Genomic DNA, 24,561 nt, shown 5'->3' with positions numbered 1-24,561 from the left:
TTAGTCCCTTGCTTTGTAAACTATAGAAACAATGAGAAGTCCACAAAACGAACTTGTCAGTCCAGATACTATTATACCTCCTATTTGGAAAATATGAAAATAGGGATCTGCGAACGCGTGAACGATAAATATAAGAGCTGCCACAATTATTGCCGAAACCCAATACTTCCCTTTTTCTGAAGCTATCATAATATCTTTCCCTGTTTCATCTTTATACTTCCATAGTACGTATAATAGTAATAATAAACCAACACATGTACTCCCGTGCTGCATATATTTATACACTGGAATACTATGTAATTCTCTTTGTAAAAATGGTATTTTCGTAACAAAATATCCTGTATTATGAGTAAATGCATCCCAAACGACATGCGTGAGCATACCAAATAAAGCAGAATAGCAAAATACAAAGAAATCCTTCCATGTATGAAGCCCCCACCTCTCATCTACTACATATGTATAGTAGCCAGCAAATGGTTTAGGTAAATATGTTATAAATGGCTTTTTTAAAATGTAATGATACATATATGCTAACAGAAATACAAGTGGTAAATTTAAATATAAGAATCCAAGCCATGTATGCCCAATAACACCATACGGTCTAAAGTGTAAAAAATATTCAAAATCAGGCGCCATACTCCCTAATATAAGAGCCGTTACTGAAATATAACTAGAATTTCTCTTAGTAAAAGGAAGGATAGCTGCTGGATGCGCAAATGTAAACGGCATGTTTTGACTCCTTTTCATATTTTCAATAGAATAACATCTATCATAACGAGAGAATTAATCTTGATGCAACATTTATTTTCACATTGGAATATGGTAGTTTAAATGATATAATCCACATGAAATATTCAGAAAATAAGGAGGGATTCACGTGTCATTAACACCTGTCTTTTTTCTTGTTCTGTTTATCTTTTTTTTAACTACATACATTGGCTTCTATCTATGGAAGCACTACAAAATTATAAAATATATGCCTGCTCTCGTTGGTTTTATAAGCGTTCTTTTTATTTTCATATGGAAGAGAATAGCTTTCGGCTGGGAAGGCCTTGGCTTTGGCGCACTTCAATATACAATACTATTTGCAAGTTGTCTTACCCTTGTATTTGCTGCTTTTTTAGAATCAAAATCCGTTATGAATTGAGGTTTATATATTGATTGACGTACCTTTTTTAAAAAATGTTACATTAAAAAAAGAAAATATCCCTAGTTTTTCCGCATATCCTTACTGTTTACCCGCTATCCGAACATTACAATCACTAGCTTTTCATCCAAATGTAACATTTATTATTGGAGAAAACGGAACCGGTAAATCAACATTACTCGAAGCAATTGCTATCGCTTTAGGATTTAATGCAGAAGGTGGAACGAAGAATTTCCGCTTTAGCACAAACGATTCACATTCATCTTTACATGAATACCTTCGAATTTCCAAAAGTTTCAATACACCAAGCGACGGTTTCTTTCTTCGCGCTGAATCATTTTATAACGTTGCTTCTTATATTGATGAAATAGATGCCGATTTAGAAGCACGTGGGAATCCAGTTATTGACTCATATGGTGGTATCTCACTACACAAACAATCACACGGTGAATCATTCTTTTCATTATTTATGAACCGTTTTTCAGGACAAGGTTTATACATTTTAGATGAGCCTGAGGCAGCACTATCACCAATGAGACAACTTTCCATGCTCATTCGAATGCACGAACTAGCGGAACAAGGTTCACAATTTGTTATCGCGACGCATTCTCCTATTTTAATGGCTTACCCTGAATCCACTATATACTCTTTAACACAAGAAGGGATTCACAAATCCACACTAGAAGAAACCGAGCATTACCAAACAACGAAACTTTTCTTTGAAAATCGTGATCGATTATTTCATCATCTATTTGATTCTTAAAAAAAAGAAGCAGCGATTGCTGCTTCTTTTTTTATAGTGCTTCTATAAATAATGCTACCCCAATACCGCCGCCGACGCATAGAGAGGCAATTCCTTTTTCTAACCCGCGTCTCTTCAATTCATGAATTAAACTTACCGTAATACGAGCTCCTGTACAACCGATTGGATGTCCAAGACCTACACCACTACCGTTTACATTCACTTTTTCACGATCTAGACCTAATTCTTTCTCTACAGCTAGATATTGTGCAGCGAAAGCTTCATTAATTTCCAGTAAATCAGCATCTTCTAATGACCAATCTACTTTTTCTAACCCTTTACGAATTGCTGGTGCTGGTCCAATACCCATAATTTTTGGATCTACTCCAGCTACTGAATATCCAACAATTCTAGCTAACGGTTGTAAGCCTTTTTCTTTCGCTTTTTCTTCGCTCATTAATACTAGAACCGCACTTCCGTCATTCAGGCCAGATGCATTCCCTGCCGTTACTGATCCATCTTTACGGAAAGCTGGTTTTAATCCTGCTAATTTTTCTGCTGTAATATCAGCACGTGGATGTTCATCCTTTGAAAATACTATTTCTTTTCTACGTTCTTTTATCGTAATAGGAACAATTTGATCGTCAAAGTATCCAGACTCGATTGCTTGCAGTGCCAATGTATGACTGCGAAGAGCAACTTCATCTTGTTCCTCTCTTGTAATTTCATATTGGTCAACTAGATTTTCAGCTGTTTCACCCATCATAATATGGTGAATCGGATCTTCTAGTACTTCCCACACCGTATCACGAATTTCTCCGTGCTGTAGACGTTGTCCCCAGCGGTGCTGTTTTAATGCATAAGGGCTTGAACTCATTGCTTCTACTCCACCTGCAATTACAACATCACTTACACCTAATTGAATTTGCATTGCAGCTGACATAATTGCTTGCATACCTGAAGAACATTGGCGTTGGATTGTATAACCCGTAACTGTATCAGGAAATCCTGCCGCTAATGCAGCTGTTCTTGCAGTATTTGCTTCATCAGTTCTTTGAATACAATGACCTAAAATTACTTCATCAACTTCGTGTGGTTCTACCCCGCCTCGTTTTACAGCTTCCTGAAGTACAGGAACAGCTAATTCTACTGGCGTTACATTTTTTAGCGCTCCCCCAAAAGTTCCAATTGGCGAACGAACTGCAGCTGTAATAACAACATTATGCATTTTGCACTTGCCCCTCTCTTATGTACCCTAGTAAGTTTTTAGGTGAAATTCCATAAGATGTATGTCTACATCTATCATACTATAAACATACTAAAAAATCAAAATATTTAATATAATAAAAATAGAAGGAATTAACCTTCTATTCTGTTAATGCGTATAAAAATTTTTGTAAAATTTTCTCTGTCGTTTCATTCAATTTCGGTAACTTATCTACCGGAAAATATTGAAGTTTCAACCCTTCATGATCGAGACTTAATTCTCCACTCACATGATGCCCCTGATACAGATGAATAACATTAAAAATTTCATCTCCATTAGGATAACGGAAATATACTTCCTTTCCTGATAAGACACCAAGAAATTGCATAATTTTTGCCGTTAATCCCGTCTCCTCGAATAATTCTCGGCGAGCAGTTTCTTCCGTCGTTTCTCCTAGTTCCATCGCGCCGCCAGGTACACCCCAATCATATGTATCTGAACGATATTGAAGCAATACTTCTTGATTATCATTTAATATAATTATTGCTGACCCAACGAGAATAAGTGGCCTTGTCCCAACGACTTTGCGTAACTCTTCAATATACCCCAATATGTAAACTCTCCTTTCCTCACCCTCCCTTATCATAACAAAATTTTTCTCCTTTTGTTGATGTAATTTCCAAGAAAAAAAAGGAAGCTTTCGCTTCCTTTTTTCATCCTTATTTCTTAAAACTTTCATATTTTACAGCTTCAAAAGCTTCTTCAATTTCATCATTACGATAATGGACGTATGTAAAACGTCCTAATTCTACTAATCTTGCTATTTCTTGTAACGCTTTATGTTGCTCATATGTTTCTTCCAGCGTAATATGTACAAAAAACTTCATCAACGGATGTTCATATAAAGGTTCTCCCACCTCTACATATACATCTTCAACCCCTTGCACAACTCTTACATAACTTGCAAATTGATAAAGAGCTTCTCTGTCTGAAACGATTTTTAATGTATACATATATTCTCCCCCTTTTCTTTACTATATCAAAAAGATGATCACACTACGTTATAGAACTATGAAATTTTTTCGACTTGTAATAAACAAGGCTTTTATCCATACATAGGGTCTTTTCTCAACATATATTATAGGAAGAATTTTTTCAGTTGAGGTGTTCCTTATGGATCCATACGTCAATATATGTATTTGCATTACTCCAGGCGCCAATATTTCTGATGACCGTATCGCAAAAGATTTAGCAGTTGCAGAGTCAATCTGGCACCCGATTACATTTCAAATTCAAGAAATAATTGTTTTAAATGAACTTTTCCGTTTTTCTGACCGTGAAATTAGTTATAAAAATTCTATTCAAAGTCAGGAAAAATTAGCATCCTTTTTCCAAACGTGTGTAAATGAAGCTCCTGAATGCGACCTTTACATTTGTTATATTGGTAGTGATTATTTCAAAGAAACAGCAGTAATTGCCTGCGCTTACTCTTTAGCAAAGCAACAGCAACTTACTGGTTATATCGTTTTAACAAATTCAGCTGCTCCTATGAAAAATATATATACGCTCGCTCACGAAATCGGTCATATTTTATTTACAAGACGTGTTCACGGAAAACTTACTCACGCAGATCCTCATTCCCCAACTGGCTCGGAGCACCATCCTTCTCCAACAAATCTTATGTATCCGATAGTCCCGCGCCCTGAAAACGTCCATATTCATTCCTTATTAACAAACGAACAAAAAGAGCTCTCTTTACAAAGCTCTTTATTGCAAAGAAAAAAACAGTAACGTCCTGTTACTGTTTAAAACAACTTATTTAATCAACAACCCCATTTCCGGCTGTAAAGGATACACTATACACCTAAACTGCATCCCTCTAAAAATCCTTATATAATATTTCTTTGGAAATATTTTTTGTATATCCAGAGCAGCCACTTTTTTTGAACTACTAGTTTACACTTTTTCTCTCTTCAATTTTTAAAGACCATCTCATTAATCCATATATACTTCCATACATAAGTAATATCTTTGTAATTCCCCAAAACACATTTTTTTCTTCTAATCCTTTAAATATAAACATAATCGCCAAAGGAACAATTAGCACCAAAACACCCATCCAACCAAGGACATACACTTCTCCAACGAAAAGTAATAAAAAGATACTTGCTGCTAATATATATGTTTGCATTGTCGACAATTGCAAAATAGGTGTCCCGTACCATTTATCAACAAACATCAATAATACTAATAATAAAATGGGCACCATTACTATTATGTAAATAATCCCGAACTCTACAAATTTATTTTTAAAAGAAGACATTCTAAACGCAACAATGGTTCCAATAATCGCAATGATTAAGACGATAGGATAGCCAATTAACTGTATATTCGTTAGTGTAAATTGCTGATTTTGATTATTAAATAAAATATGAGTTAATATCCAATATCCGCCAATACCAATTATCATCGCAAGAATACTCTTTATACTCCCGCCTTTATCCTTTTCCATCTCTTTCGCTAATTCTTCCGCATATTCTTTTGGTGACTCACCAAATATATCACTTACCGTCTTTCCCTCTTTCTCGCCTTCTATTAAATGGAGTTCTGCATCTTCTAGAAAAGCGTCCACATCTTCTTCTTTCATTCCTTTTGTTATTAAATACACTTTCGTATCAATTAAAAACTTTTCTCCTTCTTTAGAAATCTGCATGATAACCCCTCCCTCATTTAACCGTCTCTCTTCTATTCGTCTTCATCATAATTTCAAGGAAAATTAAAATAAACAAACTTCCGTATAAACATATAATTTGAAATAACATTGGCACGAGATCTTCTGATGTAAATGTTTTAAACAGTAACATAATTGAAAGTGGAATGATTAAATATAAGTTTTTAAACCATCCTTCAAAATATATATTTATCGCTACTGTGATAATAAAAATAGCTCCAGCTAATATATAACTTTGCGTTTCGGTGAATGTAAACATTTTGGTAGGATAGATCACATCTAATATCGTAACAGCCCCCATTAAAAACATTGGCGCTATCATAACTAAAAACCACATAGAAAACCACGTTTTTGTAAAACTTGTTACGAATGTCATTTTACGAAGTACAACATTAGGACCCATAACAACTAAAATCAATGACAAACTATACCCAACGCACTGAATAAGTGAAATCTGTAACATTCCATTATTCACTATTAGGATAGAAGCAATAATCCAAAACGATACGATATTCATTACCGTAAAACCAATTTGCTTCCACGTTTCCTGTCTATCTCTTTCCATTACTTTTACAAGTTCATTTGCATATTCTTTCGGTGAGCTTCCGAAAATATCTTCTACACTTTTCCCATCACTCTCACCCTCAATTAAATGGAGTTCCGCATCTTCTATAAAATTTTCAATATCGCTTTCTTTCACACTCTTTGCCGCTAAAAATAATCTCATTTCTAATAAAAAATTTCGTGCTTCACTTGATAGCATTACTTTTTTCTCCCCTTCCCCTCAAGTAGACGCTCTACACTACTTTGCATTGCTTCCCAGCGATCCATAAATTCATGAAGCGCTTCCTCGCCTTTTTCTGTTAATGTATAATATTTTCGCTTCGGGCCAGATGGAGATTCCTTCATTACACTTGTTATTAATCCTTCCTTTTGCATTCGTATTAATAACGGATAAATACTTCCCTCACTCGCCATTGTAAAGCCATACTTCGCTAGCTTTTCACTCATTTCATAACCGTATATTTCACCTTCAGAAATGATAGCAAGTAAGCATCCTTCTAAAATCCCTTTCAGCATTTGACTTGTCGACATAATTCAAATCCTCCCACTATCTTGTTTTACAAGATAGATAAGCGTAAGTATCTTGCTTTACAAAATAGTATAGCAGAGACTATTTTGCAAAACAAGATAGCTAATAATATTTTTCCAAATCTTTGCAGGAATTTTATTAACCACTCTCTAAATAGAGCAATATGAGAACTTTATTACGAAGGGATGTTTTCATCATGGTTACAAATCGAGTTGTTTTTTTAACAGGTGCTGCAAGTGGTATTGGTTATGAAATGGGAAACGCTTTTGCAAAAGAAGGTGCAAAAGTTGTTATTACCGATCGTCTTGAAGAACGTGCAAAAGAAGCTGCTGAACAATTACAAAAAGAAGGCTATCAAGCTATCGGTTTAAAATGTGATGTTACATCTGAAGAAGAAATTACAGCAGCGATTTCTCAAACAGTTACTCATTTCGGTTCATTACATATATTAATTAACAACGCGGGAATGCAACACGTTTCACCAATTGAAGATTTTCCAACCGAAAAGTTCGAATTACTTATTAAAATTATGCAAATCGCCTCTTTTATCGCAATTAAGCATGCCTTCCCAATTATGAAAAAGCAAAAATATGGTCGAATTATTAATGTAGCTTCCATTAATGGCCTCGTTGGATTCGCTGGAAAAGCTGCCTATAATAGCGCGAAACATGGCGTAATTGGATTAACAAAAGTAGCTGCTTTAGAAGGCGCTACTCACGGAATTACCGTTAATGCGCTTTGTCCTGGTTATGTTGATACCCCTCTCGTACGTAATCAACTACAAGATTTAGCTACTACACGAAATGTACCACTTGAAAATGTTTTAGAAGATGTGATTTATCCACTTGTACCACAAAAACGCTTATTACAAGTACAAGAAATTGCGGATTATGCTATGTTTTTAGCGAGCGAAAAAGCGAAAGGTATAACTGGTCAAGCTGTCGTTATCGATGGTGGCTATACTGCTCAATAAAAAATAAAGTTTGCTCACGAAGAGCAAACTTTATTTTTTATCACGAGGACCTTTCTACTTTAGTAATTGTTTAGGGAGTTTCTCGATTGCAACAATTACGCCATCTAATTTACTTTCAATGCGGTGGAGTAAATATAATGTTACAACAATCGGAAACCCTACATTACCTACCATCTTGATCCACTCTTCCATCTTTCTCTCCTCCTTTCATTATATAAATAAGAGTGAGACATACATTTAGGCATAAAAAAACAAGCTATTATGTATTAGCTTGTTTTTCGAATAATGATGCAATTTCCCGTTTATAATCTCCACGTATAATGCCTTTTTCAGTAATAATACCTGTAATTAATTCATTTGGTGTTACGTCAAATGCAGGATTATAAACATCAGTTCCAATTGGCGCCACTTGTTTCCCAAAAATTTTCGTAACTTCTGTTTCGTCTCTTTCTTCAATAACAATTTCAGCACCTGTTTGTTTCGTAATATCAAATGTCGATAACGGAGCTGCAACATAGAACGGGATATCGAAATACTTTGCTAATATTGCTAAATTCATTGTTCCGATTTTATTTGCAGTATCTCCATTTGAGACAATTCGGTCCGCTCCTACTATAATCGCGTTTATTTCCTTCGTTTGAATAGCATGCGCTGCCGTATTATCTGTAATAAGTGTTACATCAATATTTGCCTGTTTCAATTCCCAAGTCGTTAAACGCCCGCCTTGTAAAACCGGTCTCGTTTCACACGCGTATGCATGTAAATGTAAGCCCTTCTCTTTCCCAATATAAAACGGTGCTAATGCAGTACCATATCTAGCAGTTGCAATACTTCCAGCGTTACAAATTGTTAAAATGTTATCACCGTCTTTAAAGCATGTTAATCCATGTTCTCCAATACTCCGACATACTGCTTCATCTTCTTGCTGAATGAGAAGCGCTTCTTCTTCTAATTTTTTTTGTGCTTCTTTTATTGTAGTAATTTCCCGAATCGATTCTCTCATACGATCGATTGCCCAAAATAAATTGACTGCTGTCGGGCGTGATGTTCCTAAATAATTACAATCTCTATTAAACTTCTTTTGAAATTCTTCAATATGTAAAGTAGTATATTTTTTGCATGCAAGCGCCAAACCAAATGCAGCTACAATTCCAATTGCAGGTGCTCCTCTTACTTCTAGCATGACAATACTTTTCCATACCTCTTCAATCGTCGTTAATGTTTTGTATTCTGTACTATGCGGCAACTTTGTTTGATTCAATACTGCAATGGCATCACCTTTCCAACTGACAGATCTTGGAACAGTAACAATTGTACTCATGCTTTTATCCCTCCAGAAACTGTCTGTTGAAATAATGTTCGAAACAGTTGAATATCAGCACTCTTAGATTCATATTTTATTAGTTCTTTCCCTAAGGATAGTGCTTGTTTCTTCGCTTGAATTCTCGTTTCTTTATTTGCTATTCCATCTAAATCAGCTACATGCGCTAAACCAATTGTTCTACGGATAAGCTCACATCCAGCAAATCCAACGGCATCCGTAAAAATATTTTGCAAAATAATCGGCAACCATTGTTTCTCTTTCGTATATGCTTCTACACCTTCTCCAATCCATAACTTCGTAAAAGCTTCTACAAAATAGCTCCATGTTTTCTCAATATGGAAAAATAGCACATTTCTTTTTTCCTCTTCCCGTGATAACGCATTTAATAATAAATTTGCAATAAATTGACCAAGATCAAATCCAAATGGGCCATATGTTGCAAATTCTGGATCAATCACTTTCGTTTCAGCAGGTGATGAAAAAATACTACCAGTATGTAAATCACCATGAATAAGCGCTTCTTTTCTCGTTAAGAACTTATATTTATACTGCGCTACTTTTAATTTCAAAGTTTTGTCACTCCACAGTTCATCCACCACTAGTTGTAACTCTGGCTCATAATCATTCGTATCGTAATGACCAAATGGATCTGTAAACACTAAATCTTCTGTGATTTTGCAAAGGTCTGGGTTTACAAATGTACCTTCTAGTACCCTTTTCTCTTCCGACTCTAACCCGAAGTCTGAAGTATAAAACAACACATGTGCTAGAAAACGACCAATATGTTGGGATAAAAGTGGGTACTCTTCTCCATCTATTAGTCCTTTTCTAGCAATTGTTAGCCTTGATAAGTCTTCTATTACTGTTACCGCTAACTCTTCATCATGACTGTACACTACCGGCACGTATTCCGGCACATACTTCGCAAAAATTTGTAATGCTTTACTTTCAATCGTCGCTCTTTTTATAGATAATGGCCAGCTCTCACCAACTACTTTCGCATATGGCAATGCTTGTTTTATTATAATAGACTTCTCTCCATCACCTAATTTGAACACGTAATTTAAATTTCCATCTCCAATTTCATGACAAACTACATTTGCTTTCTTTTCAAAATAACCATGTTCTTTCGCATATTGTATAGCTGTCGTTTCAGTTAATGAATAATATCCCATCGTCTTCTCCCCCTTTTTTAATTCAGAGGTTTTTCTGACGTAGAAAAACCTCTTTCCACTAAGAAAGAGGTTTGAAGTTTATCTTCTCCCCTCTTATCTGCCAGAAAGTAAACTTTCTGCTGGAATTAGCACCGTGCCTTTTGGCGTAAATAAACGCCCCATTTCACAATGGTATTACGGTCGGTTGCTGGGCTTCATCGGGCCAAATCCCTCCACCTGCTCTTGATAAGAGTTGTATATTTTTTTTGAATTTTTAACTTTATGTTGAAGACTATACCAAGAATAAAAATCACTTGTCAACATTTTATTTGTATAATTCTGGACGACGATCTGCAAAAACTGGAATTCCTTTTCGTACTTCTTTAATTTTTTCAAAATGAAGCTCTCCAAATAAAATTGATTCTTCTTCATTCGCTTCTACAACAACTTCGCCCCAAGGATCGACAATTAAAGAATGACCGGCAAACTCATTATTCGGATCCTTTCCTGCCCTATTACATGCAACAACATAACATTGATTTTCAACCGCTCTTGCTTGTAATAGCAAACGCCAATGTGCTAAACGAACTAATGGCCATTCTGCTACAACAAATAAAACTTTTGCACCTTTCGCAGTATGAACGCGCATCCATTCTGGAAAACGAATGTCATAACAAATTGTGCCGGCGCACTCTACATCATCTAGCTTAAATTCACCTGTACTATTTCCAGCTATTAAATATTTATGTTCATCCATAAGCTGAAATAAATGCACTTTACTATATTCTTTGACTAGTTCTCCTTCCTTGTTTACCACATACATTGTATTTGTAACACCTTGCTCTGTTTGCTTCGCAATAGAACCACCGACAATATGTACACCATATTGTTTCGACCATTCTTTCAGCTTTTCTTTCGTTTCCAATCCATCCCTATCTGCAATTTCAGAAAGTCTCGTTAAATCATATCCTGTTGTCCATAGTTCTGGTAAGACAATAACATCTGGTCTTTCCTTCATCGCTTCGCTTATTTTATTTTTAGCATTCTCAATATTTTTTTCTACATCTCCAAAGACAATGTCCATTTGAATACATGCGACTTTCATTTTGTCAGCCCCATTCATAATTTTTTCTTTACAAAATACTGGAAAGATTATATCATTTGTCACTAGAATTGTAACAACTTTCAAAAGAGGTGGAAAGTATGAAATTATTTCAACCTTCTGAGATAGTAACATCATTGCCAACACAATTTTTCGCTTCACTTGTTGCAAAAGTTAACAAAGTCGTAGCAGCTGGTCACGATGTTATTAATCTAGGTCAAGGTAATCCAGATCAACCAACACCGCAGCATATCGTAAAAGCGTTACAAGATGCTGCAGAAAAGACCATTCATCATAAATATCCGCCATTTCGCGGACATGAAAGTTTAAAAGAAGCCGTGGCAACATTCTATCAACGTGAATATGATGTAGTAGTAAATCCAAAAACAGAAGTTGCTATTTTGTTTGGCGGAAAGGCTGGATTAGTAGAATTACCAGTTTGTTTTACAAACCCTGGTGATACTATTCTCGTTCCAGATCCAGGCTATCCAGATTATTTATCAGGAGTTGCTTTAGCAAAAGCACAATTTGAAACAATGCCGCTTATTGCAGAAAATAATTTTTTACCCGATTATACGAAAATTGATGACTCTATTGCCGAGCGTGCAAAATTAATGTTTTTAAACTATCCAAATAATCCGACCGGTGCTACTGCATCAAAAGATTTCTTTGATGAAACCATTCATTTTGCTAATAAACATAATATATTAGTCGTTCATGATTTTGCTTACGGTGCGATTGGGTTCGATGGTCAAAAACCTGTTAGTTTCTTGCAAGCAGACGGTGCTAAAAATACAGGTATTGAAATTTACACTCTATCAAAAACTTTCAATATGGCTGGATGGCGTATTGCTTTTGCTGTGGGAAATGAAAGTGTGATTGAAACAATTAACTTATTACAAGATCATATGTATGTTAGTATTTTTGGTGCAGTTCAAGATGCTGCCCGCGAAGCACTATTAAGTTCACAGTCTTGCGTAATAGACCTTGTAAATAGTTACGAATCTCGACGAAACGCTCTTATTTCAGCTTGTCACTCAATTGGTTGGAATGTAGACATTCCAACAGGGTCATTCTTTGCATGGCTTCCTGTTCCAAAAGGATATACCTCTGAGCAATTTGCTGATATTTTACTAGAAAAAGCACATGTTGCAGTTGCTCCTGGTGTTGGATTTGGTGAACATGGCGAAGGGTATGTCCGTGTTGGTCTCTTGCATACAGAAGATAGATTACGAGAAGCCATTAATCGAATTGATAAATTAAATTTTTTCAAAAAGTAATTGACAACATGAAAAATATCTGACAAAATTCAGTTATCTTAAAAATTTAAACATTTCTAAATACTTCTTATCAAGAGCAGGTGGAGGGACGAGCCCGACGAAACCCGGCAACCGATCTACAATTGTAGACACGGTGCTAATTCTCGCAGCATTACGCTGACAGATAAGGAGCTGGTTGTAAAAAAACCTCTCCTTAGCTGAGAGGTTTTTTTATTTAACTAGGAGGTTATAACAATGAGCGGAATTATAGCGACGTATTTAATCCATGATGATTCACATAACTTAGAAAAAAAGGCTGAGCAAATTGCATTCGGTTTAACAATTGGCTCTTGGACACATTTGCCGCATTTATTGCAGGAACAATTAAAACAGCATAAAGGAAACGTCATTCATGTCGAGGAATTAGCTGAACAAGAGCATACCAATTTGTATTTACGTAAAAAAGTAAAACGCGGGATTATTAAAATCGAATATCCATTATTAAACTTCAGTCCAGACTTACCGGCAATTTTAACAACTACATTCGGAAAGCTATCACTTGATGGCGAAGTGAAATTAATTGACTTAACTTTTTCAGATGAGTTAAAAAAATATTTTCCTGGTCCAAAGTTTGGCATAGATGGTATTCGAAATCTTTTACAAGTGTATGATCGTCCCCTTTTAATGAGTATCTTTAAAGGAATGATTGGACGAAATATTGGGTATTTAAAAACGCAATTACGCGATCAAGCAATTGGTGGTGTAGATATAGTAAAAGATGATGAAATATTATTTGAGAATGCATTAACACCACTTACGAAACGCATTGTATCTGGAAAAGAAGTTTTACAATCCGTATATGAAACATACGGACATAAAACGTTATATGCCGTAAATTTAACAGGACGAACTTTCGATTTAAAAGAAAATGCGAAACGCGCAGTGCACGCTGGGGCTGACATTCTATTATTTAACGTATTTGCTTACGGACTGGATGTACTACAATCACTTGCAGAAGATGATGAAATCCCAGTTCCTATTATGGCACACCCTGCTGTAAGTGGTGCTTATTCAGCATCCAAGTTATATGGAGTTTCATCTCCATTATTACTCGGAAAGCTACTACGTTATGCTGGGGCTGACTTCTCATTATTCCCATCTCCATACGGAAGTGTTGCGCTAGAAAAAGAGGAGGCTCTTGCCATCTCAAAACATTTAACTGAAGACGATGCATTTTTCAAAAAGAGTTTTTCTGTTCCGTCTGCTGGTATTCACCCTGGTTTCGTTCCCTTTATTGTACGAGACTTCGGTAAAGATGTTGTTATTAATGCTGGCGGCGGGATACATGGACATCCGAGCGGCGCGCAAGGCGGCGGTAAAGCTTTCCGTACTGCAATTGATGCTACTTTGCAAAATACACCACTCCATGAAGTAGATGACATAAATTTGCATAGTGCACTACAAATATGGGGAAATCCCTCTCATGAGGTGAAATTATGAGTATTCAAGTATTTTGTGATTTTGATGGCACGATTACAAATAATGATAACATTATGTCCATTATGGAAAAATTCGCACCACCAGAAGCTGAGGAAGTAAAGAATAGAATTTTATCACAAGAGCTGTCTATTCAAGAAGGTGTTTCTCAATTATTTCAATTAATACCTACTAGTCTACACGATGATATAATTCAATTTTTAATCGAAACTGCTGAAATACGTAGTGGTTTTCAGGAATTTATACAATTTGCAAATGAAAATAACATTTCTTTTTATGTTATATCAGGCGGAATGGATTTCTTCGTCTATCCACTCTTACAAGGAATCATTCCAAAAAAGCAAATTTACTGTAATGAAACAGACTTTTCAAGGGAATTCATTACCGTTAAGTGGCCTCATCCTTGTGATCATCATTGTCAAAATCATTGCGGTTTATGTAAATCATCTTTAATCCGTAAATTAAGTGATACGAATGACTTCCATATTGTGATTGGAGATTCAATTACTGATTTACAAGCTGCGAAACAAGCAGATAAAGTATTTGCTCGTGACTTCCTTATTACAAAGTGTGAAGAGAATTATATTGCTTATACACCGTTTCAAACATTCCATGATATTCAAAATGAATTAAAACATTTGTTGGAGGTGAAATCATGAAACAACTTTTTCGTCAATGGTATGACTTAAGCGAGATAAAAAAAGAATTAACAACACGAAATTGGTTTCCAGCAACGAGTGGTAATATTTCTATAAAGGTTAGTCATGAGCCACTTACTTTTCTTATTACAGCAAGTGGTAAAGATAAAACAAAAACTACTCCAGATGATTTTCTATTAGTAGATTATCTAGGGGTTCCCGTATTAGAGACTGAATTACGCCCGTCAGCAGAAACAATATTGCATACACATATTTATAACAATACAAATGCCGGGTGCGTACTTCATGTTCATACAACTGATAACAATGTCATCACAAATTTATATAATGATACAGTCACCTTTCAAAACCAAGAAATTATTAAAGCTCTCGATATTTGGGAAGAAGGCGCAACAATTAACATTCCTATTATCGAAAACCATGCCCATATCCCAACGCTTGGAGAAAACTTCCGAAAGCATATACAAGGTGATTCGGGAGCAGTATTAATCCGTAACCACGGTATTACCGTATGGGGCCGAGATAGCTTTGATGCAAAGAAAAGATTAGAAGCTTATGAGTTTTTATTCCAATTTCATATAAAACTATTATCAATTCAAGGAGGCGTTTCTAATGGCGCAAATTCGTATTCATGAAATAAATACTCGCATTGAAAATGAGGTGGAAGTATCTAAATTTCTACAAGAGGAAGGTGTTTTATATGAGAAATGGAACATCTCTAAGCTTCCTACTCATTTAAGTGAAAATTATTCGTTAACAGATGAAAACAAGGCTGAAATATTAGCTGTGTTTTCAAAGGAAATCGCTGATGTTTCAGCGCGCCGAGGTTATAAAGCACATGATGTCATTTCACTTTCTGATAGCACACCTAACCTCGATGAATTGTTAATTAATTTCCAAAAAGAACACCATCATACTGATGATGAAGTTCGCTTTATTGTTAGTGGGCATGGCATCTTTGCTATTGAAGGCAAAGATGGGAAGTTCTTTGACGTTGAACTTGAGCCAGGCGATCTCATATCTGTACCTGAAAATGCAAGACATTATTTTACCTTGCAAGATGATCGTCAAGTTGTAGCTATTCGCATTTTTGTTACATCTGAAGGCTGGGTTCCAATCTATTAAGGTAGTTAGTTGAATAAAAGGACTTGGATCCCCTTTTCCAACCTTTTATTCACTCTACATATATACATCCTCCTATGGAACAGGCTTATTTCAAAAAATGAAATAAGCCTGATTTTTTATTTTCTCAAATGCACGAGTCATTCCATACTAAAACAATTTTCTCCTTCTATTTTTCAAGTGTATTTCTTAACACTTTTTGAACATTTATTGAACTTTTTTTGAATTTTTTCTGAAAATTCTGTTTTACGTATGATATACTACAATTAAATAAGAAGGAAAAGAATATCGCAAACAGAGGGGGATAATCATGAGTTTACTTATCGCACTTATACTAGGGGTTACGTGTGGAGCACTTCCTGTTATTTTAGGAGCTATTATGGAAGAGTTAGAAGTTGGGGTTTTAGGTTTTGTTGCATCTTGTGTAAGCGCTTTACTTTTTGGTTTGTTCGGCGCTATTCCTGTTTCAATTCTGTGTGCATTTTATATAGTACGCCATGCTCGTGCAAAACAATTTGCTCCTAATCACATCGCGCAAGTTATTCCATTCCCAGTTGAACGATGCCGCAGAGCTTCTAGCTTATAATTATAAAAATTATATATACCTAAATAAATAAAAGTCCTCAAATGAGGACTTTTATTTATTTTCTTCTAGAAATTGAAACAATTCTTGTAAATGTAGGGCCTCTTCACTATAGCTAACAGATACGTGACATATATCGTCAATCTCTGCTTGCATATAAAGCTCAACTCCCTCTCGATCATATTTCAATGCCAAATAAAACTCCATTTCTTCTAACATCTTTTTTGAAGTTCGAATAACATAATGCCCCTTCTCATCTCTTCCATATTCGAATTTCGGCTCAAAGTCATATTTTTGTTTAAAAGCTTCTTTCTGCTTTGCACTAATTTGTATACAAGTTGCTCGTTGTACAGTATCAATCATATCATCAAATCTTTGAAGATCCACCCCATTTACCCCCTTATGTATTTTTTGTATAACACTTGTGTACCGCTATTCTCTTCCCCATCTTTCATTAACTCTTCATACAATTCCTTCGCCAATCTTAAACCTGGTACTGGTAATTGTAATTTTTCAGCCTCATCTAAAGCTATCTTCATATCTTTCATAAAATGCTTTACATAAAACCCTGGTTCAAAATCTCCCTTTAACATTCGAGGAGCTAAGTTACTCAATGACCAGCTACCTGCTGCTCCCGTTGAAATACTCTCTAATACTTTATCTGGGTCTAGTCCAGCCTTTTTCGCATAAGCAACAGCTTCACATACTCCAATCATGTTAGAAGCAATCGCAATTTGATTGCACATTTTTGTATGTTGTCCACTTCCAGCTGGCCCTTGCAACTGAATATTTGTTCCTAGCTTTTCAAATAAAGGTAAACATTTTTCATATATTTCTTTCTCGCCACCGACCATAATTGCGAGTCTTGCTTCTTTCGCACCAACGTCTCCTCCAGATACAGGTGCATCTAACGTATATACATTCTTACTTTTACCCGTTTCATTAATACGTTTTGCCAATGTTGGTGTAGATGTCGTGAAATCAATTGCTATCGCGCCTTCATTTGCATTCTCCAAAATTCCATCTATACCAAAGTATACTTCTTCTACATCATGTGGATATCCAACCATAGTCATTACAACATCAACTTGCTTTACTAACTCTTTCGGTGTATCGCACCAATTGGCACCATCTTGCACTAAAGAGTCTGTCTTCGCTTTTGTTCTATTATATACATATACTTTATGACCATCTTCCATTAAATGACGCACCATACTTTTTCCCATTACACCAATTCCGATGAAACCTATTGATACATTTTTACGTTCCATTTTCTCATCCCCTTTGTTCTAATAAATCACTTACCATCTTTCGAAACTCATTATTAAAATCATCATCTATACTATTTTTCACATTTGAAAATAAAATAACAAAAATCCCTTTTTCTTTATTAAAATTATTGAAAGTGTTCCAACCAGATAGTACACCATGATTATGAAAATAATCCGGATAAATATAAAAACTAAATGCATATTTTCGTTCTGCTGAAGGTGAAAACATCGCTTGTATACTTTGTTCAGAAAGAAGTTTCCCATTTATAATCGCTTCGTCTAACTTCTTCATATCGCCAACTGTCGTATACATCTCACCGCATCCGTATAACCACTCCATTAACAATTTTTGTGCAGGTTCAAATACATTCTCTTTCTTTACATATCCTTTAGTAAAATGCTGCTCTCCCTTAGGCGTATTTCCCATACCAGATTCATGCATTTCTGCTTTAGTAAATATATTTTCTTTTATGTAATCTCCTAAAGGCTTTTTTGATATACTTTCTATAATATAGGCAAGCACCATATAATTATAATCTGTATATCTCCAACCAGTGCCTGGTGGAAACTCTAATTTTTGGCTTCCAATCCAATTTACTAAGTTTATACGAGAAGCGGCATTCACTTTCCCTTTTCCGCTTTCTGGTAAACCTGATGTATGTGTTAACAAATGATATAAAGTAATATTTTTATCTACTGGAAAAGAGGGAATATATTTATTTACATTGTCTTGAATATTTAGCTTCCCTTGTTCCTGCAGCTGTAAAATAGATGTGGCCACGACTGTTTTCGTAATGGAACCGATACGATATTTTGTTTGAGGCGTATTCTCTATCTTCTTTTGAACATCAGCATACCCATATCCTTTATTCAATATAACATGCTCTTTATCTGTCACTAAAACCGTTCCATTAAATTGCTTTCCTATTAAATATTGATCTAACTTTTGAGATATACTAGCATAATCAATTTATTGTTCCTCTTTTTCTTCTATATTCTCTTGTACCTCTGATTCAATAGTAGGATTCACCTTAGTTGTTAATACAGTGCTTTCCTTTATATTGGGGTTATAGAGAAAATAGTATACTCCACCACAAACTACAGCAGACAGCACAGTCATCATCATTATTTTTTATCATGTTGTTCCTCCATAATTCCTTCGTTCAAAATCCCCCCACATTCTATTATCAAACAATAAAAAAAAATCGCAACAATTTGTTGCGAAAAATTACTTTTTTTCTTTTCTATATACACACACTTGATTTTTCCCATTTTTTTTCGCTTCATATAATGCAATATCCGCTCGTTGCATTAATTCTTCTCTTGTAATCCCTTGCTCATATAATGCGACTCCAAAACTCGCTGTTAATTTCGAGATTCCTGAAAATTGCTTTGTTTCAATGAAAAATCGTAATGATTCCGCAACCTGAAACGCTTCTTTTTCTACTGTATTCGTTACTAATATAATAAATTCTTCTCCTCCCCACCTTGCAAATACATGTTGCTGCTCCACTTTAGATTTCATAAGCTCTGCAAGCTGAATTAATGCTAAGTCACCAAAATCATGGCCATACGTGTCATTTACTGTTTTAAAATTATCTATATCAAATAAAATAAGTGCTATGTTTTCATTATTACGCATCGCATTATCCCATTCCGCCTCTAGTATTTGTTGGAATTTCAAGCGATTATAAATCTCTGTTAATGAATCTATCATAGCGAGCCTTTCTTGTTCTTGATAGATTTCATCTAATTCTGTAATCTCTGTACACTTCACAATAAATCTTGATAAATCTTCTGGCAATGGTGTCGCACGTAATAAAAAAGTTGACACTTCCCCTTCATAATTGGTCATCTTAATTCTTCTATCATATGATAATGTATCATCTAACCATGTTATATCATGAGTTGTTGAATAGTATCCATTTTCTCTAATCAAGTGTTCAGCAAATACTAAATGGTGCTCACGATAAGCAAACAAATTTTCATATCCGAAAAATTCTAAAAAATTCGTATTACAATCAACGATCTCATCGTCTTCTACTATAAATAATAGATCATTTTGAAAATCAAACATCGTTTGAAGTAGTTCTTGTTGCAAACTTACTTGTCGCACTAAAGAAAGCTGATACAAACTTTTATTCACTTCCTCTAACACCATTTGTGGAGTCACAGGGGCTATCACAATATTACGTATTCCTAACGTAAGCACCTCTGCAAACTCGCTTGTTATTTGTTGATCCCAAATGACAATAAATGTACTCTGTGGATTATACATATTCTTTATATATTTTATTTGGGAAAAATCTGTTACATACATAATTACAATATGTGGTTTAGTCCTCTGAAACAATACTTCTCCTTCTTCAAAACTATTTGCTATAAACATACATTTGGGATGAATATTTTCTATCGTTTGTTGATGTGTACATCCATTTTCTATATAAAGGACATTTAACTGAAGATCTTGTAATACATTTTGGAAAACCGTATTCTCTAATAAAAAATGTAGTATGTTCATCACTAGTCTTCACTCACTTCATATATCTTGTTCTACTGAATTCCTCACAAACATTTTATAAAAAACTGTTCTCTAAAAACTTTAATGAGTGAGGGATACATGTTAACAAGCTAATTGAGAATGTTATCTTCGCTTTTTCACTCTATAAATTCCTTTTTTAGTGTATGATTATAGGAATTGGATCGTTTGTATGAATGCCCTAACTTCCACTTTAAAACTTGACAATTAAAATAAATATATTATATTCTTAAATTCGATAACTTACAAAATGTAAGTAGAATATATTACATGTATTTTTTCATTATTTGATATGTAATTTGGAGGATATACAATGACAAACGATAACTTTTTTAACGTTCTATATGAACGCACATCTACACGTGCATTCAACCCAGAGAAAGAAATTTCATCTACAGAGTTACACGAGATTTTAAAGGGAGCTGCTCAAGCACCTTCTGCTTGGAATTTGCAGCACTGGAAATTCCTCGTATTCCAAGGTGAAGATATACAGAAACGATTACATCCAATCGCTTATAACCAGCAACAAATTCTTGATGCTTCTGCTGTAGTCGCTATTTTAGGTGATTTAGAAGCTTATAAAAACGTTGAACCCGTTTATGGTCCAATTGTAGAACAAGGATTCATGAAAGAAGAAGCAAAAGAGCGCTTGGCTAAAAATATTGAGTCTGCATATGCTCGTGAACAATTCCCAAGAGATGCAGCCTTTTCAAATGCATCTTTAGCAGCAATGCAACTTATGCTTTCAGCTAAAGCAACTGGCTGGGATACTTGTGCGATTGGTGGTTTCAACCCACAAGCACTTACAGAAGAATTCAATGTTTCATCTCGTTACGTACCAATTATGCTTATTACAATTGGAGAATCAACTTTAAAAGGTCACCCTGCACCACGAATGAGCGTAGAACAAGTGAGTGAATGGGCAAAATAATAAAGTGAAGCTGTAATCAATATGAGGGGCTTACTGCCTATTAATACGGAATAAAAAAGAAACGCAGGTAATTTCATTACCTGCGTTTCTTTTTCTTTTGTCACACATCCGTAATATTACAATGTATTATTCGACATCTATACATAAAAAAATAGTAAATTTTATGCTACTTCCATACAAATAAATGGCGTTTCGTGTCGAATTTTGTTAAAGCATCGAAATATAACCGTGTGTTTTTGTTACAATTGTGATACAATGATAACAAATAGATAACAAGAGAGGGATTTTCATTGAGTTCATACGGAAGCTTTATTGCACTTTTATGCTACATAGTAACTGTACTGCTTCTATATTTTATTGGTGATGCTGCAAATATTTCAGTTTTACAATTTCCAAAAGAAGAAGCATTCCAATTAGAATCAGAAAAACATACTGCACGATCCATTGTACCACTACTCTTAGCTCTTCCTGTATATATCATCGTTTTATATAAAAGCAAAAAAGTGTAAAGGCTGCCTATTTCATTCATTTCGGTGGTCTTTACATTTTTTTGTGATATCTATCCTATTTTAAACATCATCCCGTAATAAACACCCAGCTAGTCTTTTAAAATGAGAAAATCCCCTAGAAAAAATTCCACTCTCTGTCCAGTCACTCATTACCGAACTTACATAGATTATAAGTGTGAAGGGGGTGATGAGGATTATGTTTGGATCATTTGGATGCTGTGATAACTTTAGAGACTGTCATCATCATGAAAGAGAGTGTGACCGTCGTGAAAAAGAGAAAGAAGTAGTTAAGCCACAACAACCAGCTGTATGTAACGTACTTGCTAGCATTTCAGTTGGAACAGAGCTTTCTCTTTTAAGCATTAAAGGTATTGGATCTTTCAACAATGTAATTTTTGAAGGTTTCGCTAACGGTGTTGCTCTTTTCTCTGCTTTAGCTCGTAACAATAATGATAAAGATGATAAAGACAACGACAAAGATGATAAGAACCGTCAACGTAATACTTTTAATGGTATTTTACGTGTATGCCCAACTGATATCGTTGCTATCGCTATCTAGTTCTGTATCTTATCCTCTATAGTAAGAAAATAAGATTTACTTTTCTCATAGAAAAAACCTGAGACCGATTTCAAATCGACTCAGGTTTTTTTATTGATTATATGCTTTTAACTAGTTCAACAACTTCTTCAGCAGTTGACATCATTAATGCTTTTTCTGCTAATGTTTCCATTTCTGCTTTTGACAACTTGCTTAGTTGTGTTCTTGCAGGAAGAATAGATGTTGCACTCATACTGAACTCATCTAAACCTAATCCTAATAATAATGGGATAGCAAGTGAATCTCCCGCCATCTCACCACACATACCAGCCCATTTGCCTTCTTTATGAGCAGCATCGATAACCATTTTTACAAGACGTAAAATAGATGGGTTATATGGTTGGTATAAGTAAGATACTTGTTCGTTCATACGGTCTGCAGCCATTGTGTATTGGATTAAATCATTTGTTCCAATAGAGAAGAAATCAACTTCTTTCGCGAATTGATCTGCTAATACTGCTGAAGCTGGGATTTCAACCATCATACCAACTTCAATAGAATCAGAAACAGTTGTACCCGCTTCTACAAGTTTCGCTTTCTCTTCTAATAAGATTGCTTTAGCTTGACGGAACTCATCAAGAGTTGCAATCATTGGGAACATAATTTTTAAGTTACCGTATACGCTAGCACGAAGTAATGCACGAAGTTGTGTACGGAACACATCTTGCTCATCAAGACATAAGCGAATTGCACGGTATCCTAAGAATGGGTTCATTTCTTTTGGTAAATGTAAGTATGGAAGCTCTTTATCTCCACCAATGTCAAGTGTACGAACAACAACAGGTTGACCTTCTTTTACACCTTCAAGAACTGCTTTATACGCTTCGAACTGCTCTTCTTCTGTTGGAAGATTGTCACGGCCCATGTATAAGAATTCTGTACGGTATAAACCAACGCCTTCTCCGCCATTATCAATAATACCTTGTACATCATTTGGTGTTCCGATATTTGCAACAAGCTCAACATGATGTCCATCACTTGTTACAGTAGCTTGATCTTTTAATTTTGCCCATTCAGTCTTTTGCTCTTCAAATTTCGCTTTCTTTTCTTCAAAAGAACGAAGAGTTTCTTCTGATGGATTTACAATTACTTCTCCATCTAAACCGTCGATGATTACGATATCGCCGTTTTGGATTTTCTCCATAACAACTTTCGTACCAACAACAGCTGGAATTTCCATAGAGCGAGCCATAATTGCAGAGTGAGATGTACGGCCACCGATATCAGTTGTAAAACCTTTTGCATACTTACGGTTTAACTGAGCTGTATCCGATGGTGTTAAATCTTCAGCAATGATGATTACTTCTTCAGAAATTGTACCAGGATTTGAGAAGTTAATGCCTAGTAAATGTGCAAGAACACGTTTTGTTACGTCACGAATGTCCGCAGCGCGTTCTTTCATATATTCGTTATCCATGTTTTCAAACATAGAAATAAACATTGATGCAACTTCATCCATTGCAAATTCAGCATTTACTTTTTCGCTATTTACTTTATCTTTTACTGGGTTTACTAATTCTGGATCATTTAACACTAATAAATGAGCTTCAAAGATCGCAGCTTTATCAGCACCTAGCTCAGCAAAAGCGTGGTCCTTAATAGCTTCTAATTCAGTTTTTGCTTTCTCAAGCGCAGCGTCTAAGCGTGCAATTTCTGCAGCTTCGTTTGTAATTGATTTTTTTTCGATGTTAAATTCAGGATTCTCAAGTCTGAAAGCCTTTGCAATAGCAATCCCACTTGATGCAGCGATCCCTTGAATGTTAAGAGTCATTATTCTCCTAATCCTTCGTTTTTCATAGTTTCTTCGATAGCTGCTAGTGCTTGAGCTGCATCATCACCATTTGCAGTGATTTTAATTTCTGCGTTTTGTTGAATGCCTAAAGACATAACGCCCATGATTGATTTTAAGTTAACGTTCTTTCCGTTATACTCTAAGTTAATGTCAGAACCAAATTTGCTTGCAGTGTTTACAAGTAGAGTTGCTGGACGAGCATGAATTCCTGAGTCGCTAGTTACTTTAAAGATTTTTTCCATGATAATTTATCTCCTTTAAATTACAGTATTTTTTTAGTTGTATAGACGTGAGTACTACATCATCTATTGTATATAATAGGCGATGT

Annotated in this window: 30 protein-coding genes and 2 riboswitches; of the genes, 13 read left to right on the top strand and 17 right to left on the bottom strand. The window is 35.2% G+C overall.

Annotation, left to right across the window (positions count from 1 at the left end):
• The gene (locus tag FS742_RS13515; protein WP_144612870.1) at window positions 1-729 is read right to left on the bottom strand and encodes a DUF4184 family protein; all 729 of its coding nucleotides are present in this window, start codon (window positions 727-729) and stop codon (window positions 1-3) included.
• A 148-nt stretch (window positions 730-877) separates the two neighbouring features.
• Between FS742_RS13515 and FS742_RS13510 the strand changes: the two genes are divergently transcribed.
• Together FS742_RS13510 and FS742_RS13505 are read left to right on the top strand one after the other, a co-directional pair.
• The gene (locus FS742_RS13510) at window positions 878-1,147 is read left to right on the top strand and encodes a hypothetical protein (RefSeq protein WP_144612868.1); all 270 of its coding nucleotides are present in this window, start codon (window positions 878-880) and stop codon (window positions 1,145-1,147) included.
• A gap of 10 nt (window positions 1,148-1,157) precedes the next feature.
• On the top strand, window positions 1,158-1,910 hold the full coding sequence (locus FS742_RS13505) for an AAA family ATPase (protein WP_144612866.1): 753 nt from the start codon (window positions 1,158-1,160) through the stop codon (window positions 1,908-1,910).
• A gap of 31 nt (window positions 1,911-1,941) precedes the next feature.
• Here FS742_RS13505 and FS742_RS13500 read toward each other — a convergent pair whose 3' ends face one another.
• The 3 genes from FS742_RS13500 to FS742_RS13490 form a co-directional block, all read right to left on the bottom strand.
• Window positions 1,942-3,117, bottom strand: coding sequence for an acetyl-CoA C-acetyltransferase (locus tag FS742_RS13500; RefSeq protein WP_061680446.1), 1,176 nt, complete (start codon window positions 3,115-3,117; stop codon window positions 1,942-1,944).
• A 139-nt stretch (window positions 3,118-3,256) separates the two neighbouring features.
• Window positions 3,257-3,706, bottom strand: coding sequence for an NUDIX hydrolase (locus FS742_RS13495; protein ID WP_144612864.1), 450 nt, complete (start codon window positions 3,704-3,706; stop codon window positions 3,257-3,259).
• 109 nt (window positions 3,707-3,815) lie between these two features.
• Window positions 3,816-4,109, bottom strand: coding sequence for a DUF3928 family protein (locus FS742_RS13490; protein ID WP_144612862.1), 294 nt, complete (start codon window positions 4,107-4,109; stop codon window positions 3,816-3,818).
• Window positions 4,110-4,269: 160 nt separating this feature from the next.
• Here FS742_RS13490 and FS742_RS13485 point away from each other — a divergent pair, with 160 nt between their 5' ends.
• The gene (locus FS742_RS13485; RefSeq protein WP_144612860.1) at window positions 4,270-4,887 is read left to right on the top strand and encodes an ImmA/IrrE family metallo-endopeptidase; all 618 of its coding nucleotides are present in this window, start codon (window positions 4,270-4,272) and stop codon (window positions 4,885-4,887) included.
• A gap of 160 nt (window positions 4,888-5,047) precedes the next feature.
• Here the strand turns inward: FS742_RS13485 and FS742_RS13480 are convergent, their stop codons facing one another.
• Genes FS742_RS13480 through FS742_RS13470 form a run of 3 tightly spaced genes read right to left on the bottom strand, consistent with a single transcriptional unit; the run spans window position 5,048 to window position 6,922 of the window.
• Window positions 5,048-5,809, bottom strand: coding sequence for a DUF1129 domain-containing protein (locus FS742_RS13480; RefSeq protein ID WP_144612858.1), 762 nt, complete (start codon window positions 5,807-5,809; stop codon window positions 5,048-5,050).
• 13 nt (window positions 5,810-5,822) lie between these two features.
• Window positions 5,823-6,590: a DUF1129 domain-containing protein gene (locus FS742_RS13475; RefSeq protein WP_144612856.1), complete on the bottom strand. Its 768-nt coding sequence runs from the start codon at window positions 6,588-6,590 to the stop codon at window positions 5,823-5,825.
• On the bottom strand, window positions 6,590-6,922 hold the full coding sequence (locus FS742_RS13470) for a PadR family transcriptional regulator (RefSeq protein WP_000107986.1): 333 nt from the start codon (window positions 6,920-6,922) through the stop codon (window positions 6,590-6,592). Before FS742_RS13470 ends, FS742_RS13475 begins: the two co-directional genes overlap by 1 nt.
• A 194-nt stretch (window positions 6,923-7,116) precedes the next feature.
• Here FS742_RS13470 and FS742_RS13465 point away from each other — a divergent pair, with 194 nt between their 5' ends.
• Window positions 7,117-7,893 (top strand): 3-hydroxybutyrate dehydrogenase, encoded by a 777-nt coding sequence (locus FS742_RS13465; protein WP_144612854.1) that lies wholly within the window; start codon window positions 7,117-7,119, stop codon window positions 7,891-7,893.
• A gap of 54 nt (window positions 7,894-7,947) precedes the next feature.
• Here FS742_RS13465 and FS742_RS13460 read toward each other — a convergent pair whose 3' ends face one another.
• From FS742_RS13460 to FS742_RS13445, 4 genes are all read right to left on the bottom strand, one after another.
• Window positions 7,948-8,085 (bottom strand): YvrJ family protein, encoded by a 138-nt coding sequence (locus tag FS742_RS13460; RefSeq protein ID WP_144612852.1) that lies wholly within the window; start codon window positions 8,083-8,085, stop codon window positions 7,948-7,950.
• Between the two features lie 67 nt (window positions 8,086-8,152).
• Window positions 8,153-9,214 carry an S-methyl-5-thioribose-1-phosphate isomerase gene (mtnA, locus tag FS742_RS13455; RefSeq protein ID WP_144612850.1) on the bottom strand — a complete coding sequence of 354 codons (1,062 nt, stop codon included), beginning with the start codon at window positions 9,212-9,214 and terminating at the stop codon, window positions 8,153-8,155.
• Window positions 9,211-10,392, bottom strand: coding sequence for an S-methyl-5-thioribose kinase (gene mtnK, locus FS742_RS13450; RefSeq protein WP_144612848.1), 1,182 nt, complete (start codon window positions 10,390-10,392; stop codon window positions 9,211-9,213). The genes mtnA and mtnK overlap by 4 nt, the downstream gene beginning before the upstream one ends.
• Window positions 10,393-10,482: 90 nt before the next feature.
• Window positions 10,483-10,624, bottom strand: a riboswitch (SAM riboswitch).
• A gap of 72 nt (window positions 10,625-10,696) precedes the next feature.
• Window positions 10,697-11,560, bottom strand: a complete 864-nt coding sequence (locus tag FS742_RS13445) for a carbon-nitrogen family hydrolase (protein ID WP_144612929.1) — start codon at window positions 11,558-11,560, stop codon at window positions 10,697-10,699.
• Window positions 11,561-11,574: 14 nt separating this feature from the next.
• On the opposite strand from FS742_RS13445, the gene FS742_RS13440 reads away from it, so the two are divergent.
• The 6 genes from FS742_RS13440 to FS742_RS13415 all read left to right on the top strand — a co-directional run bounded on the left by FS742_RS13440 (window position 11,575) and on the right by FS742_RS13415 (window position 16,596).
• Window positions 11,575-12,753, top strand: a complete 1,179-nt coding sequence (locus FS742_RS13440; protein ID WP_098665355.1) for a pyridoxal phosphate-dependent aminotransferase — start codon at window positions 11,575-11,577, stop codon at window positions 12,751-12,753.
• A gap of 64 nt (window positions 12,754-12,817) precedes the next feature.
• Window positions 12,818-12,923: riboswitch (SAM riboswitch) on the top strand.
• Between the two features lie 64 nt (window positions 12,924-12,987).
• A complete protein-coding gene (gene mtnW / locus FS742_RS13435; RefSeq protein ID WP_144612846.1) occupies window positions 12,988-14,232 on the top strand; it encodes a 2,3-diketo-5-methylthiopentyl-1-phosphate enolase in 1,245 nt (414 codons plus the stop codon).
• Window positions 14,229-14,888 (top strand): 2-hydroxy-3-keto-5-methylthiopentenyl-1-phosphate phosphatase, encoded by a 660-nt coding sequence (locus tag FS742_RS13430; RefSeq protein WP_144612844.1) that lies wholly within the window; start codon window positions 14,229-14,231, stop codon window positions 14,886-14,888. Before mtnW ends, FS742_RS13430 begins: the two co-directional genes overlap by 4 nt.
• Window positions 14,885-15,523, top strand: a complete 639-nt coding sequence (locus FS742_RS13425; RefSeq protein ID WP_144612842.1) for a methylthioribulose 1-phosphate dehydratase — start codon at window positions 14,885-14,887, stop codon at window positions 15,521-15,523. Before FS742_RS13430 ends, FS742_RS13425 begins: the two co-directional genes overlap by 4 nt.
• Complete coding sequence (locus FS742_RS13420) at window positions 15,501-16,013, top strand: 1,2-dihydroxy-3-keto-5-methylthiopentene dioxygenase (protein ID WP_144612840.1); 513 nt, start codon at window positions 15,501-15,503, stop codon at window positions 16,011-16,013. Before FS742_RS13425 ends, FS742_RS13420 begins: the two co-directional genes overlap by 23 nt.
• A 307-nt stretch (window positions 16,014-16,320) precedes the next feature.
• Window positions 16,321-16,596 carry a hypothetical protein gene (locus FS742_RS13415; RefSeq protein ID WP_144612838.1) on the top strand — a complete coding sequence of 92 codons (276 nt, stop codon included), beginning with the start codon at window positions 16,321-16,323 and terminating at the stop codon, window positions 16,594-16,596.
• 51 nt (window positions 16,597-16,647) lie between these two features.
• On the opposite strand, the gene FS742_RS13410 is transcribed toward FS742_RS13415, so the two are convergent.
• From FS742_RS13410 to FS742_RS13395, 4 genes are all read right to left on the bottom strand, one after another.
• The gene (locus FS742_RS13410) at window positions 16,648-16,980 is read right to left on the bottom strand and encodes a DUF3909 family protein (protein ID WP_144612836.1); all 333 of its coding nucleotides are present in this window, start codon (window positions 16,978-16,980) and stop codon (window positions 16,648-16,650) included.
• 5 nt (window positions 16,981-16,985) lie between these two features.
• Window positions 16,986-17,864, bottom strand: a complete 879-nt coding sequence (locus tag FS742_RS13405; RefSeq protein ID WP_144612834.1) for an NAD(P)-dependent oxidoreductase — start codon at window positions 17,862-17,864, stop codon at window positions 16,986-16,988.
• 4 nt (window positions 17,865-17,868) lie between these two features.
• Window positions 17,869-18,834, bottom strand: coding sequence for a serine hydrolase domain-containing protein (locus FS742_RS13400; protein WP_260869660.1), 966 nt, complete (start codon window positions 18,832-18,834; stop codon window positions 17,869-17,871).
• A gap of 258 nt (window positions 18,835-19,092) precedes the next feature.
• Window positions 19,093-20,385 (bottom strand): GGDEF domain-containing protein, encoded by a 1,293-nt coding sequence (locus tag FS742_RS13395; protein WP_144612927.1) that lies wholly within the window; start codon window positions 20,383-20,385, stop codon window positions 19,093-19,095.
• 331 nt (window positions 20,386-20,716) lie between these two features.
• Between FS742_RS13395 and FS742_RS13390 the strand changes: the two genes are divergently transcribed.
• The 3 genes from FS742_RS13390 (at window position 20,717) to FS742_RS13380 (ending at window position 22,402) form a co-directional block, all read left to right on the top strand.
• Window positions 20,717-21,334, top strand: a complete 618-nt coding sequence (locus tag FS742_RS13390; RefSeq protein WP_144612832.1) for a nitroreductase family protein — start codon at window positions 20,717-20,719, stop codon at window positions 21,332-21,334.
• Window positions 21,335-21,624: 290 nt separating this feature from the next.
• The gene (locus FS742_RS13385; protein WP_000100487.1) at window positions 21,625-21,843 is read left to right on the top strand and encodes a hypothetical protein; all 219 of its coding nucleotides are present in this window, start codon (window positions 21,625-21,627) and stop codon (window positions 21,841-21,843) included.
• Window positions 21,844-22,039: 196 nt separating this feature from the next.
• Window positions 22,040-22,402: a DUF3915 domain-containing protein gene (locus FS742_RS13380; RefSeq protein ID WP_144612830.1), complete on the top strand. Its 363-nt coding sequence runs from the start codon at window positions 22,040-22,042 to the stop codon at window positions 22,400-22,402.
• A 97-nt stretch (window positions 22,403-22,499) separates the two neighbouring features.
• Here FS742_RS13380 and ptsP read toward each other — a convergent pair whose 3' ends face one another.
• Together ptsP and ptsH are read right to left on the bottom strand one after the other, a co-directional pair.
• A complete protein-coding gene (ptsP, locus tag FS742_RS13375; RefSeq protein ID WP_000174216.1) occupies window positions 22,500-24,212 on the bottom strand; it encodes a phosphoenolpyruvate--protein phosphotransferase in 1,713 nt (570 codons plus the stop codon).
• Entirely contained in the window at window positions 24,212-24,475 is a 264-nt protein-coding gene (ptsH, locus tag FS742_RS13370; RefSeq protein ID WP_000411080.1) for a phosphocarrier protein HPr, read from the bottom strand. The genes ptsP and ptsH overlap by 1 nt, the downstream gene beginning before the upstream one ends.
• Between the last annotated feature and the right edge of the window lie 86 nt (window positions 24,476-24,561).

Source organism: Bacillus cereus, from assembly GCF_007678085.1.
Taxonomy (GTDB): Bacteria; Bacillota; Bacilli; order Bacillales; family Bacillaceae_G; genus Bacillus_A; species Bacillus_A cereus_BE.
This window is presented reverse-complemented; position numbering and strand designations above follow the sequence as displayed.

Bases quoted from the DNA above. Each gene is read 5' to 3' on its own strand.
- FS742_RS13515 (WP_144612870.1), bottom strand. From the start codon at position 729: ATGCCGTTTACATTTGCGCATCCAGCAGCTATCCTTCCTTTTACTAAG.
- FS742_RS13500 (WP_061680446.1), bottom strand. From the start codon at position 3,117: ATGCATAATGTTGTTATTACAGCTGCAGTTCGTTCGCCAATTGGAACT.
- FS742_RS13490 (WP_144612862.1), bottom strand. From the start codon at position 4,109: ATGTATACATTAAAAATCGTTTCAGACAGAGAAGCTCTTTATCAATTT.
- FS742_RS13485 (WP_144612860.1), top strand. From the start codon at position 4,270: ATGGATCCATACGTCAATATATGTATTTGCATTACTCCAGGCGCCAAT.
- FS742_RS13480 (WP_144612858.1), bottom strand. From the start codon at position 5,809: ATGCAGATTTCTAAAGAAGGAGAAAAGTTTTTAATTGATACGAAAGTG.
- FS742_RS13475 (WP_144612856.1), bottom strand. From the start codon at position 6,590: ATGCTATCAAGTGAAGCACGAAATTTTTTATTAGAAATGAGATTATTT.
- FS742_RS13470 (WP_000107986.1), bottom strand. From the start codon at position 6,922: ATGTCGACAAGTCAAATGCTGAAAGGGATTTTAGAAGGATGCTTACTT.
- FS742_RS13465 (WP_144612854.1), top strand. From the start codon at position 7,117: ATGGTTACAAATCGAGTTGTTTTTTTAACAGGTGCTGCAAGTGGTATT.
- FS742_RS13460 (WP_144612852.1), bottom strand. From the start codon at position 8,085: ATGGAAGAGTGGATCAAGATGGTAGGTAATGTAGGGTTTCCGATTGTT.
- mtnA (WP_144612850.1), bottom strand. From the start codon at position 9,214: ATGAGTACAATTGTTACTGTTCCAAGATCTGTCAGTTGGAAAGGTGAT.
- mtnK (WP_144612848.1), bottom strand. From the start codon at position 10,392: ATGGGATATTATTCATTAACTGAAACGACAGCTATACAATATGCGAAA.
- FS742_RS13440 (WP_098665355.1), top strand. From the start codon at position 11,575: ATGAAATTATTTCAACCTTCTGAGATAGTAACATCATTGCCAACACAA.
- mtnW (WP_144612846.1), top strand. From the start codon at position 12,988: ATGAGCGGAATTATAGCGACGTATTTAATCCATGATGATTCACATAAC.
- FS742_RS13430 (WP_144612844.1), top strand. From the start codon at position 14,229: ATGAGTATTCAAGTATTTTGTGATTTTGATGGCACGATTACAAATAAT.
- FS742_RS13425 (WP_144612842.1), top strand. From the start codon at position 14,885: ATGAAACAACTTTTTCGTCAATGGTATGACTTAAGCGAGATAAAAAAA.
- FS742_RS13420 (WP_144612840.1), top strand. From the start codon at position 15,501: ATGGCGCAAATTCGTATTCATGAAATAAATACTCGCATTGAAAATGAG.
- FS742_RS13415 (WP_144612838.1), top strand. From the start codon at position 16,321: ATGAGTTTACTTATCGCACTTATACTAGGGGTTACGTGTGGAGCACTT.
- FS742_RS13405 (WP_144612834.1), bottom strand. From the start codon at position 17,864: ATGGAACGTAAAAATGTATCAATAGGTTTCATCGGAATTGGTGTAATG.
- FS742_RS13395 (WP_144612927.1), bottom strand. From the start codon at position 20,385: ATGAACATACTACATTTTTTATTAGAGAATACGGTTTTCCAAAATGTA.
- FS742_RS13390 (WP_144612832.1), top strand. From the start codon at position 20,717: ATGACAAACGATAACTTTTTTAACGTTCTATATGAACGCACATCTACA.
- FS742_RS13380 (WP_144612830.1), top strand. From the start codon at position 22,040: ATGTTTGGATCATTTGGATGCTGTGATAACTTTAGAGACTGTCATCAT.
- ptsP (WP_000174216.1), bottom strand. From the start codon at position 24,212: ATGACTCTTAACATTCAAGGGATCGCTGCATCAAGTGGGATTGCTATT.
- ptsH (WP_000411080.1), bottom strand. From the start codon at position 24,475: ATGGAAAAAATCTTTAAAGTAACTAGCGACTCAGGAATTCATGCTCGT.